The following is a 10,512-nucleotide window of genomic DNA, read 5'->3' on the forward strand; positions in this document are numbered from 1 at the left end:
TGGCGTTCATGAGGGCGGTCCTGAAACGGGAGGAGAAGGGCGCTGCGTCAGTGCATGAAGTCGGGTTCGGAGCGGGTAAGCTGGCGTTTGACGCTATCGAGATGCAGCCGCGCGCTCTCGGGATCGCCTTCGCGCATCTGGCGATAGGCGCGCTCGGCGATATCCGGCGCGATGGGCTTGAGCGGGCGGCCGAGGGACATGGCCTTCACCTGCGCTTCTGCGGCGCGCTCCAGATAATAGAGATCGTCGAAGGCCTCGGCGATGGTCGGCCCCAGCACCATCACGCCATGGTTCTTCATGAAGACGATGTCGGCCTCGCCGATCGTGGCGGCGATGCGCTGGCCCTCGGTCTCGTCCAGCGCGAGGCCGTTATAGTCTTCGTCCACGGCGGTGCGGCCGTAGAATTTCAGCGCCGTCTGCCCGGCCCAGACAAGCGGCGGGCCTTCGGTCATGGCCAGCGCCGTGGCGTTGGGCATATGCGTGTGGAAGGCGGCCGTGGCGCGCGGCAACACCTTGTGCAGCTGCGCGTGGATATAGAAGGCCGTCGCCTCCGGCTGGCCCTCGCCCGCGATCACATGGCCCGCGAAGTCGCAGATCAGGAGCCTGGAGGCGCTGAGTTCCGCAAAGGCCCAACCATAGGGATTGACGAGAAACAGATCGTCATGGCCCGGCACCAGGGCCGAGAAATGGTTGCAGATGCCTTCCTGCAGGCCCAGCCGAGCAGCCATGCGAAAGCAGGCCGCCAGATCGATCCGCGCCTGCCGGACGGCGTCCGTATCGAGCGACTGGTTGCGCAACAGCGCCGGCGCGCCGGCCTGGACGTTGAATTCATGGGCCAAGGCGGGTGGTCTCCTGAAATGGCGGGGACACGCGGTGCCCCGCGCCGGACGCAAGGGTCCGGCGGTGATGGAAAGGCGGAAGAAACCGGGCGGCTCGCCCGGCGGCTTGTCAGATGCGGTCCATGGCGGCAGCCAGAAGCTCGACCCCCTTGGGGATGCGCTGCGCCTCGATGGCGTTGAAGCCGAGACGCATGAAATGGGTCGGCGCGGCCCCTTCGAAGAAAAACTGCTCGCCATATTCGAACACGACGCCCTGGCGCGCGGCGGCCCAGGCGAGCTTGCGCGTGTCCACCGCGCCGGGCGCTGCCAGCCAGAAGGCGCTGGCGCTGGGCGAGCCGATCTGCCGGCAGCTGTCGAGATCCTGGGTTAGCGCCTGGCTCAAGGCGTCGCGGCGGCGCGCGTGCTCGGCGCGAAAGGCGCGCAGATGCGCGTCGTAATAGCCCTGCGCCAGAAACTCGGCCATCATGCGCTGGTTGTTCAGCGGCGGATGGCGATACATCAGGCGGCGCAGCGAGCGAAGCTCGTCCACCAGCTCGGCATCGGCCACGAGATAGCCGAGCCGCAGGCCGGGCGAAAAGGGCTTGGACAGGCTGCTGAGATAGATCACGCGCCCCCTCGTGTCGCCCGCCTTGATCGCCGGCAGCGCGTCCCGGTCGAGATTGAGCTCGGCGTCGTAATCGTCCTCGATCAGGATCTGGTCGTGGGCGCGCACGCCCTCCATCAGAAGCGCGCGGCGGGCCGGGCTCATGACGATGCCGGTCGGCACCTGATGGCTGGGCGTGAGATAGAGATAATCGCACGCGCCCAGATCAGGCGAGAGCGCCATGCCCTCCTCGTCCAGCGGATGCAGCTGCACCTTCGCGCCGTGCAGTTCGAAGATCGACAGCGCGTCGCGAAAGCCCGGCGTTTCCATGGCGACGCGGGTCTGGCCGTTCATCAAAAGCGCGGCGATCAGATAGAGCGCGTTCTGCGAGCCGAGCGTAACGAGGATTTCGCTGGGCTTGGCCCAGATGCCGCGCTTGGGCAGAACGCGCGTGCGCAGCTGCTCCACCAGCATGTCGTCGTCGCGGTCGAAGCGGTCGTGCAGCCAGGAGGACGCCGTTTCCCGGCGCAGCGCCTTGCGCGAGGCTTCGCGCCAGCGCTCCAGCGGAAAGAGATCGCGCATCGGCTGGCCATAGACGAAGGGATAGGGAAAGCGCGCCCAGTCCTGCGGGCGGAAGACACCCGAGGTCAGGCCCGGCCGCAGCTTGAAGCGCCGGTCCCAATCCGGCTCGTCCGCCTCGCTCGCACGCTCTCCGGCGTTCGGGACGGCTGTCTCGCCAAGGCTTTGCGCGCCCGCAGCTCCTTCGGCATAGGCGGGCGCCAGGAAAAAGCCCCGGCGCGGCTGGCTCACGATATAGCCGCTGTCGAGCAGGCTCTCGTAGACGAGGTTCACCGTGTTGCGCGAGACGCGCAGCTGCGCGGCGAGCTTGCGGCACGAGGGGAGCGGCTGGTCGGCCGGAAAGCCGCCGCCGAGGATGGCGGTCACCAGCGCTTCGCGCAGCTGCTCCTGCAACCCGCGCCCTGCGTCAAACCGCACAGGAAGGAAATGGTCGATCATAACTCGCTCCGCATCGTCTGCGAGGCAGGGCCATGCAAAATGCGCGCCACACGGCCCCGCCCGCCTCGCCTTTACGCCGACCGGGCAGCGATGGGCGAGGCGACGGCGGCCTCGGGATCGGTCTAGAAGAGCAGAGCGCGGCGCGAGCGCTCCCGCTGCGGAAGCGCCCATGCCGCCCGCGAACCTGGCAGCACGCATGGTGATGATCCTTGGAACCCGGCCCTTCGAACGGGTGGGCGATGGGAGGCGGGGATGGGGCGGATGGCACCCGCGCCCCTGCCGGGACCGATCCTAGAGGGCCAATTTGGCCAGTCGATAGGACCAGTTTCGCCGTCGCGGCGAGGCAGATGCGGCAGGGGCTGGGCGGCTGGCCGCACGGATCGCCGCAAGATCGTGCAGCGCAACCTGACACAAGCGCGCTGCAAAACTGGTCCTATCGCTGACGGAATAGGCATTCCTATGATCCGCTCAATTCGGTGGCAGAGACGACCGAGCCGCCTCCCGCATCCCCTTCGAGGAGTATCCGACATGCGCAGGACACCCATGGCCCAGGCTTTGCGACCGACACACCTTCTGCGCGGCTTCTTGATGGCCGGCGCCGTTCTCTCCTCGCTCTCGGTCGCGCAGGCCGACATGAAGGAGATCAAGGCCAAGGGCGCGATGACGGTCGCCACCGAAGACGACTACGCCCCCTTCAATTTCATCGTGGACGGCCAGCCGGAGGGCTTCCACAAGGAGCTTCTGGAGGATCTTCAGGCCTTCGCCAAGAAGCAGGGCTTCGAGGTGAAACAGGAAATCCTGCCCTGGACGGGGCTTCTCGCCTCCGTCTCGTCGGGCCAGTACGACATGGCCTTCACCGGCGCGCTCGTCACCGACGACCGGCTGCGCGTCTTCAACTTCGCCCCGCCCTTCGCCTCGGCCCAGCACTATTACGTCAAGCGCAAGGGCGACGACAGCTTGAGCGACATCGCCAGCCTCTGCGGCAAGACCGTCGGCCTCCAGGCCGGCAGTGCGCTCCTCGCCCGCCTGCCCGAACTCAAGAAGATGATGGCCGACAAGAACTGCGAGATCGGCGAAGTCGTCGAATATCAGTCCTATCCGGAAGCCTATGCCGATCTCGCCAACGGGCGGCTGGATTACGTCATCAACGCGCTGATCTCGGTCAACGATCTCGTCAAGAACCGGGGCGATGTCTTCGAGAAGGGCATCGCGGTGTCCGGCCCCGGCTTCGCCGCCTGGCCGATCCCCAAGGAAAGCCCCGAGCTTCTGGACTTCGCCACCGCCTTCATGAAGGAGGTGCGCGACAACGGCCGCCTCGCCGCCCTTCAGACCAAATGGTTCGGCGAGGCCTTCCCCAACCTTCCGGCCGAGCCGATCAAGGACGTCACGCAGTTCCACACGCTGGCCGGCCTGAACTGATCCACTCGCCACCCGCATGGCGCACAAGCCGGCGGGCGGCGCCCCCATCGATCCAAGGTCGGACATGACGCAAAAAGCCTGGTTCCTGCTTTTCGAAGGCGCGTGGGTCACTCTCTGGATTTCGGGCACCGCGATTGCCCTGGGTCTGGTGATCGGCCTCGGCATCGCGCTCCTGCGCTCGGCGCGCATTCCGGTGCTGGATACGATCCTCGCGCTCTATACGAGCCTGGCGCGCGCCACGCCGCTCGTCACGCTGGTTCTGTTCCTGTTTCTCGCCGCGCCCCGCTTCGGGTTCCCGCTCGACCGCACCACCGCCGCGATCCTGGCGCTGACGCTCAACACCTCGGCCTTCAACGCCGAGATCTGGCGCACCGCCTTCCTGAACTTTTCGCGCGAGCAGCGCGAGGCGGCGCTGGCCTGCGGCATGACGCCCGTCACCTTCTTTCGCCACATCATGCTGCCGCAGATGATCACCACCAGCCTGCCCGGCCTCGTCAACGAGATGTCCTTTCTCATCAAGAGCAGCCCGGCCATCGCCATTATCGGCCTTGTCGATCTGACGCGCGTCACCAACCGGATCAGCGCCGTGACCTATCAGCCGCTTCCCCCCATTCTGGCCGCCGCCCTTCTCTACATGGCCATCATCGGCGTGCTCATCAAACTCCAGTCCCTGGCCGAGCGGAAGGCCAGCCGGCTGGCCATGTAGGAGCGCGCGCATGACCGAATGGCTCATCCTCTGGGACAATAGCGGCATCATCCTGTCGGGCCTCTGGCTGACGGTCTGGATCTTCGCCCTGTCCTCCGCCGGCGCCTTTCTTCTCGGCTGCCTCCTCGTCTACGGCATGGAGGGGGGCGAACGGCTCGCCTACGCCCTGCGAGGCGGCGTCAACGCCATGCGCGCGCTGCCCTTTCTGGTGCTCGCCTATCTCCTCTATTACGGCCTGCCCCAGCTCGGGCTTCGCCTGTCGGCCGTGACCGCCGGGCTTCTCGCCATGGTGATCTATCACGGCGCCTATTTCGCCGAGATCCTGCGCGGGGCGCGCATGGTCCTGCCGCCCGGCACGGTGGAAGCCGCCAAGGCCTATGGCTTCCTGCCGCGCACGACCTTCCTGCGCATCGTCCTGCCGCAGCTTCTCCTGCGAACACGGCCGCTGATCGGCAACCAGCTGATCTACGCGCTGAAGGACACGTCCTTTCTCGCCATCATCACCGTGCAGGAGCTGACGGCCGCGGCCAACGCGCTTCAGGCCCGCTACTTCATTCCCACTGAGGCCTTCGTGGTCGTCATCGCCCTCTACTGGGCCATCACCCTCTGCCTCGAACTCGCCGTCAAGAAGGCGGGCGTGTTCGGCACCCAGCGAGGCTTCGAGAATGTCTGAACGGCCAGCGGTCGAAATCCAAAAACTCTGCAAGAGCTTTTCCGGCATCGAGGTGCTGCGCGACATCGACCTGACGGTGAACCGGGGCGAGGTGGTCAGCGTGCTCGGCTCCTCGGGCTCGGGCAAATCCACCATGCTGCGCTGCATCAACTGGCTGGAGGAACCCGACAGCGGCGCGATCCGCATCGCGGGCGAGCGCATCGGCATCAACGAGGCCAAGAAGCGCAAGATGACCAATCGCGAGATGGCCGCCATCCGCGCCCGCGCCGGCATGGTGTTCCAGAGCTTCAACCTCTGGCCGCACTTGAGCGTGGTCGAGAACGTCATGATCTCGCCGGTGCAGGTGAAGGGCGTGCCTAAGGCGCAGGCGCGCGAGGAGGCCCTGCGCCTTCTCGAAAAGGTCGGCCTTCTGGAAAAGGCCGAGGTCTATCCCTTCACCCTGTCGGGCGGTCAGAAGCAGCGCGTGGCCATCGCCCGCGCCCTCGCTATGAGCCCGGAGGTGATCCTGTTCGACGAGCCGACCTCGGCGCTCGACCCCGAGCGCGTCGGCGAGGTGCTTCAGGTCATGCGCGATCTCTCGGCCGAAGGCTACACGATGATCGTCGTCACGCACGAGATGGACTTCGCGCGGGCTGTCTCGGATCAGGTCGTCTTTCTCGAAAAGGGCCTCATCATCGAGAAGGCACCGCCGGAGAAGTTCTTCGGCAACCCGGATTCCGAGCGCGTGCGCAAGTTCCTGGAGCGCATGGACTGAACAAACCCGGCTGAGCGGCCGCTTCCTTTCCTGCCCGGCCTTCCACCGCGCTCCGCGCGCGGCCGAACCCTTTCGACCTCAAGGACATCATCATGACCAACGTCGCCTTCATCACGGGCGCGACCTCCGGCTTCGGCCGGGCGGCCGCCCGCCGCTTCGCCCGCGAGGGCTGGGCGCTCGTTTTGACCGGCCGCCGCTTCGAGCGGCTGGAGGAACTGGCCAGCGAGCTGAAAGACCAGGTGCCGGTCCACATCGCCGCGCTCGACGTGCGGGACTCCGCCGCCGTGCAGGCCGTGGTGGATGCGCTGCCGCCCGCGTTCCGGGGCGTCACCGCGCTCGTCAACAATGCCGGCCTCGCCCTTGCGCCCGAGCCCGCGCCCCAGGTGGCGCTGTCCGACTGGCACACGATGATCGACACCAACGTCACCGGCCTCGTCAACGTGACCCATGCCATCCTGCCGCTGCTGATCGAAACGGGGGCCGGCGCCAGCATCATCAATATCGGCTCGGTGGCCGGCGAGTGGCCCTATCCGGGCAGCCATGTCTATGGCGCGACCAAGGCCTTCGTGAAACAGTTCAGCCTCAACCTGCGCTGCGACCTCCTGAAGACCGGGGTGCGCGTCACCGACATCGCGCCGGGCGCGGCGGAAACCGAGTTCACGCTCGTGCGCACGCGCGGCAACGAGGCCGCTGCAGCCGCCGTCTATCGCGGCACGACACCGCTCACGGCCGAAGACATCGCCGACCAGATCGTCTACGTCGCCACGCTGCCCCCGCATATCAACATCAACCGCCTGGAGATCATGGCCCAGCGTCAGGCGTGGTCGCCCTTCGCGGTGGATCGCGACGCCTGAGACCTTGAACCACCCGGCAAGCGAGGCGCGGCCATGGACATGATCGGCACCACCATGGCGGCCGGGCGCGCAGCGGTGGAACTGTCGCTCTTCAGCCTGCTGCCCGTCATGGTGGTGATGCTGTCGATCATGCGGCTGGCGGAAGCGGCCGGGTTTCTGGACTGGGTGACGCGGCTCGTCGCCCCGCTCCTGCGCCCGTTCGGCCTTCTCGGCCTCAGCGTCTTCGCGCTTCTGCAGGTGAGCTTCGTCAGCTTCGCCGCACCGGTGGCGACGCTCACCACCATGGAGCGGCGCGGCGTTTCGGATCGTCATCTGGCCGCGACCTTCGCCATGGTGCTCGCCATGGGACAGGCCAACGTGGTGTTTCCCATGGCCGCGCTCGGGCTGGATGTCGGGCGGTTCCTTCTGGTCTCCGTGCTAGGCGGGCTGGTGGCGGCGGCCACGACCTATCACCTTCTCGGCCGGCATCTGTCGGGCGAGGGTCCGCTCGGCGGCGGCGAAGTCGATCACGCCGCGGGGGACGAGGCTCGCAGCATTCTCGCGATCATCAACCGGGCGGGGGCGGAGGCGTTCCGGATCGCCACCGGGGCCATTCCCATCATGGCGCTGGCGCTCACCGCCGTCGCCGCGCTCAAGGCGGCGGGCGGGCTGGACGCCTTGAACTGGCTTCTGGCTCCGGTGCTCGGTGCGCTCGGCCTCGACCCGCGCCTCGTCACGCCGACGCTCAGCAAATATCTCGGCGGCGGGCTCGCCGCGCTCGGCGTCCTCGCCGACCAGAAAGCCTCGGGCGAGATCGACGCGCGCTTCGTCAACGCGGCGGCGGGCTGGCTGGTGCATCCGCTGGACCTGCCGGGCATCGCTGTCCTCACCGCAGCCGGCCGCCGCGTCGCCAGACTCTGGGTCGTCGCGGCGTTCGGCGGCCTCACAGGCGTCCTCGTTCGCACCATCCTCCAGGCTTTGATCTACGGATCGTAAGTCGCGCCGATGGCAAGATGAGTTTGTCCCGGCCGTATCCGACAGGGGAGGGCGTCACAGGGGGCTGTTGCGAATAGCGATCGAGGATGCGAGCCTCGGAGCCGAGCGCAGTCTAATTCGAGGGCTGGCAGCATGAGTTCGGCGTTCAAAAGCCGTCATTTCGCGCCTGACATCATCCCACTCTGCCTGCGCTGGTACTACCGCTAAGCGCTGACCTAACGACAACTAGAGCGGATGACGGCCGAGCGCCAGCTGTCGGGCGATCACACGACGATCTATCGGTGGATCCTGCATGATGCGCCCGAACTCGACCGCCGTGTCCAGTGGCGCAAACCTTTACAGACCCAGACCTCGTTCGTGGGCGAGACCTTTGTGGCGGTTCGCGATGATACGCCCGTTCCGCAAGGGACAGTACCGCTCGATGGTCAACAGCCTGGCTGGTAGATCAGAAGCCCGGTACATCGGAGGGCCGTTTCAAGTCTTCATCGCCGGATGAAAGAACAGAACGGGATTTAACGCGTCCAATTCCGCTTTTCGCAACAGATGGGGTATTCGGCTTTGGCGCCCTGTTCTTCGCTGCTGTGACCGGTGGAGGTGCTGCGCTTCGAGCTGATGGATAACGTGGTCTGGATCGGATCCCAGCCACAGGCATCAGCGAGGGAAGCGCAGCATGCGGTACTATGCGGGTTTGGACGTCTCGGTGAAAGAGACGAGTGTCTGCATTCTGGACGAGACGGGTCGGGTCTGCCTGGAGCGCAAGGTGGCGAGCGACCCGGCCGATCTGGCTCTGGTGCTTCAGGACCCGCGCTGGCCGCTGCACCGGGTCGGGCTGGAAGCTGGCCCCTTGTCGCAATGGCTGCATGCCGGTCTCGGCCAGGTTGGCCTACCTGTCATCTGCATCGAAACGCGTCATGCCAAAGCCTTTCTGAAGGCACGCGTGAACAAGAGCGATCGCCACGATGCACGCGGCATCGCGCAGATGATGCGGGTTGATCTGTTCCGGCCCGTGCATGTGAAGACACCGGCAAGCCAGAGCCGCCGGGCTTTGCTGTCGGCCCGACGGATTTGCCAGGAGAAGGCTTTGGCGATCGAGAACGACATTCGCGGTCTCCTGCGCAACTTCGGCCTGAAGGTCGGTCTTGTCGGCAAGCCGCAGTTCGAGACACGGATCCGTGACCTCGTCGTCGACGAGCCCGAGCTTCAGCCGGTGATGGAGAGCCTCTTATCGGCACGCGCCGGTCTGCGGGCGAGCGAGGCGGCGCTTCATCGCAGGCTCCTGCAACTGGTCCGGCAGGACCCGGTGTGCCGCCGGCTGATGAGCGTTCCCGGCGTCGGCCCGGTGGTGTCGCTGGCCTTTGTCGCCACGATCGACGATCCCGGCCGGTTCTCGAACTCGAAGGCCGTCGGGCCTGCTCTGGGGCTGGTGCCCCGGCTCTCCCAGTCCGGGGAAACGGAGCGGATCGGACGCATCTCGCGGTGTGGCGACGCGATGATGCGCGGCCTTCTGTTCGAGGCGGCCACCGTGCTTCTGACCCGTGTTCGCACATGGTCCTGGCTGAAGGCCTGGGCGGTGAACCTGGCCAAGCGGCGCGGCATGAAACGGGCCATCGTCGCGCTGTCCCGGCGCCTGGCCGTCATTCTTCACCGCATCTGGGTCGATGGAAGCGAGTTCCAATGGACACGGGCAACGGCATGAGCAGGCTCTGAAGGAGGCAAGCCTTCGGGAATAGACCGATCATTGAAAGATCCGCCCTGGCGGAGACGTGTCCCTTGCGGGACGGGGAACGAGGCAAGCTCGCTACGGCTCTTGAACCGATCGTACCACTGGCACGGTCAGGACGCGCAACAGATCGAGCTGCCTCGCTCATTCCGATCCCATCATGGGAGGGCCCACCCGGGTCGATCCCGAAGAGAAGCATGATCCGCAAGGGATCACGCATCAGCCAGGACGAGACATCAGCTCGGAGCGCTTGACCTCAACACGCCGAATAGAGAAGAGCCGGTGTGAAGAGTCACTGCTTGGCATTGGGCGAAGTCGACCTCGCCAGTTCGACAGGCCGGAAGACGATGAGCGTCATCAACGCGGTGGCGGAGTTCGAGCGCGACCTTCTGATTGCGCGCACCCATACGGGCCTGCCCGGGAAGGAACAGGGTAAGGTTCTCGGGCGCCCACGCAGTCTGATGGCTGCCCGGAAGCAGGTGGTGCGTGAGAAGGTGGGGGAGGGGGCTCCGGTGTCGGAGCTTTCAAGCGAACATGGGGTCAGCCGGCAGACCATCCAGCGGGCGCGGGATGAAGCGCGGGAAACGAATGCTGTGCCTCCGGGGGCTTGAAAGTCCGACACTCCTCGCTGTGTACCCGGACCATGCTTCGCGCGACCTTCAAAGGCCAATGCGAGCGACATGCAGATTGCAAATTATAATTATAACAATTCAAAAGTATAAAATTTCATTTCGATAGTTGACTTTCCGTCACGCGGAATTTATTTGGCCAAACCAAAGCGCCTCGATTCTGTTGACCAGCATTTCCAGAACTTCGCGCGACCTAAGAAGGGATTTGCCGATGCTATGCTGCCTTTCGGATCTTCGCTCGTTTGCGAACGCGCATCGAACGAGCGGCACGAGACCGTTCGTCCCTGGCTCCTAAAGTCCTCACAGCCGTCCCCGACACCGCTAGGCCAGCGCCCCCGTTCCG

11 protein-coding genes are annotated in these 10,512 nt (G+C 65.8%); 9 read left to right on the forward strand and 2 right to left on the reverse strand.

Features of this window, described 5'->3' with window-relative positions:
• Positions 1–47: 47 nt before the first annotated feature.
• Together AUL28_RS11845 and AUL28_RS11850 are read right to left on the reverse strand one after the other, a co-directional pair.
• Positions 48–839 carry an aldolase gene (locus AUL28_RS11845; protein ID WP_062232730.1) on the reverse strand — a complete coding sequence of 264 codons (792 nt, stop codon included), beginning with the start codon at positions 837–839 and terminating at the stop codon, positions 48–50.
• 109 nt (positions 840–948) lie between these two features.
• A complete protein-coding gene (locus AUL28_RS11850; protein ID WP_062232733.1) occupies positions 949–2,439 on the reverse strand; it encodes an aminotransferase-like domain-containing protein in 1,491 nt (496 codons plus the stop codon).
• A 543-nt stretch (positions 2,440–2,982) separates the two neighbouring features.
• Here AUL28_RS11850 and AUL28_RS11855 point away from each other — a divergent pair.
• The 9 genes from AUL28_RS11855 to AUL28_RS11895 all read left to right on the forward strand — a co-directional run bounded on the left by AUL28_RS11855 (position 2,983) and on the right by AUL28_RS11895 (position 10,151).
• Positions 2,983–3,858, forward strand: coding sequence for a transporter substrate-binding domain-containing protein (locus tag AUL28_RS11855; RefSeq protein WP_062232735.1), 876 nt, complete (start codon positions 2,983–2,985; stop codon positions 3,856–3,858).
• A gap of 64 nt (positions 3,859–3,922) precedes the next feature.
• Positions 3,923–4,564: an amino acid ABC transporter permease gene (locus AUL28_RS11860; RefSeq protein WP_062232776.1), complete on the forward strand. Its 642-nt coding sequence runs from the start codon at positions 3,923–3,925 to the stop codon at positions 4,562–4,564.
• 10 nt (positions 4,565–4,574) lie between these two features.
• Positions 4,575–5,237 (forward strand): amino acid ABC transporter permease, encoded by a 663-nt coding sequence (locus tag AUL28_RS11865; protein ID WP_058599732.1) that lies wholly within the window; start codon positions 4,575–4,577, stop codon positions 5,235–5,237.
• Positions 5,230–5,991, forward strand: coding sequence for an amino acid ABC transporter ATP-binding protein (locus AUL28_RS11870; RefSeq protein ID WP_062232736.1), 762 nt, complete (start codon positions 5,230–5,232; stop codon positions 5,989–5,991). The genes AUL28_RS11865 and AUL28_RS11870 overlap by 8 nt, the downstream gene beginning before the upstream one ends.
• Positions 5,992–6,083: 92 nt before the next feature.
• Positions 6,084–6,845, forward strand: coding sequence for an SDR family NAD(P)-dependent oxidoreductase (locus tag AUL28_RS11875; protein ID WP_062232738.1), 762 nt, complete (start codon positions 6,084–6,086; stop codon positions 6,843–6,845).
• Between the two features lie 33 nt (positions 6,846–6,878).
• The gene (locus AUL28_RS11880; RefSeq protein ID WP_062232740.1) at positions 6,879–7,820 is read left to right on the forward strand and encodes a nucleoside recognition domain-containing protein; all 942 of its coding nucleotides are present in this window, start codon (positions 6,879–6,881) and stop codon (positions 7,818–7,820) included.
• A gap of 234 nt (positions 7,821–8,054) precedes the next feature.
• Positions 8,055–8,264: a hypothetical protein gene (locus tag AUL28_RS11885; protein WP_062232742.1), complete on the forward strand. Its 210-nt coding sequence runs from the start codon at positions 8,055–8,057 to the stop codon at positions 8,262–8,264.
• 226 nt (positions 8,265–8,490) lie between these two features.
• The gene (locus AUL28_RS11890) at positions 8,491–9,516 is read left to right on the forward strand and encodes an IS110 family transposase (protein WP_062232744.1); all 1,026 of its coding nucleotides are present in this window, start codon (positions 8,491–8,493) and stop codon (positions 9,514–9,516) included.
• A 371-nt stretch (positions 9,517–9,887) separates the two neighbouring features.
• Positions 9,888–10,151 (forward strand): hypothetical protein, encoded by a 264-nt coding sequence (locus tag AUL28_RS11895; protein ID WP_244493505.1) that lies wholly within the window; start codon positions 9,888–9,890, stop codon positions 10,149–10,151.
• Positions 10,152–10,512: the final 361 nt, after the last annotated feature.

It is taken from the genome of Aureimonas sp. N4, from assembly GCF_001463925.1.
In the GTDB taxonomy this organism is placed as follows: domain Bacteria; phylum Pseudomonadota; class Alphaproteobacteria; order Rhizobiales; family Rhizobiaceae; genus Aureimonas; species Aureimonas ureilytica_A.

Bases quoted from the DNA above. Each gene is read 5' to 3' on its own strand.
- AUL28_RS11850 (WP_062232733.1), bottom strand. From the start codon at position 2,439: ATGATCGACCATTTCCTTCCTGTGCGGTTTGACGCAGGGCGCGGGTTG.
- AUL28_RS11855 (WP_062232735.1), top strand. From the start codon at position 2,983: ATGGCCCAGGCTTTGCGACCGACACACCTTCTGCGCGGCTTCTTGATG.
- AUL28_RS11860 (WP_062232776.1), top strand. From the start codon at position 3,923: ATGACGCAAAAAGCCTGGTTCCTGCTTTTCGAAGGCGCGTGGGTCACT.
- AUL28_RS11865 (WP_058599732.1), top strand. From the start codon at position 4,575: ATGACCGAATGGCTCATCCTCTGGGACAATAGCGGCATCATCCTGTCG.
- AUL28_RS11870 (WP_062232736.1), top strand. From the start codon at position 5,230: ATGTCTGAACGGCCAGCGGTCGAAATCCAAAAACTCTGCAAGAGCTTT.
- AUL28_RS11875 (WP_062232738.1), top strand. From the start codon at position 6,084: ATGACCAACGTCGCCTTCATCACGGGCGCGACCTCCGGCTTCGGCCGG.
- AUL28_RS11880 (WP_062232740.1), top strand. From the start codon at position 6,879: ATGGACATGATCGGCACCACCATGGCGGCCGGGCGCGCAGCGGTGGAA.
- AUL28_RS11885 (WP_062232742.1), top strand. From the start codon at position 8,055: ATGACGGCCGAGCGCCAGCTGTCGGGCGATCACACGACGATCTATCGG.
- AUL28_RS11890 (WP_062232744.1), top strand. From the start codon at position 8,491: ATGCGGTACTATGCGGGTTTGGACGTCTCGGTGAAAGAGACGAGTGTC.
- AUL28_RS11895 (WP_244493505.1), top strand. From the start codon at position 9,888: ATGAGCGTCATCAACGCGGTGGCGGAGTTCGAGCGCGACCTTCTGATT.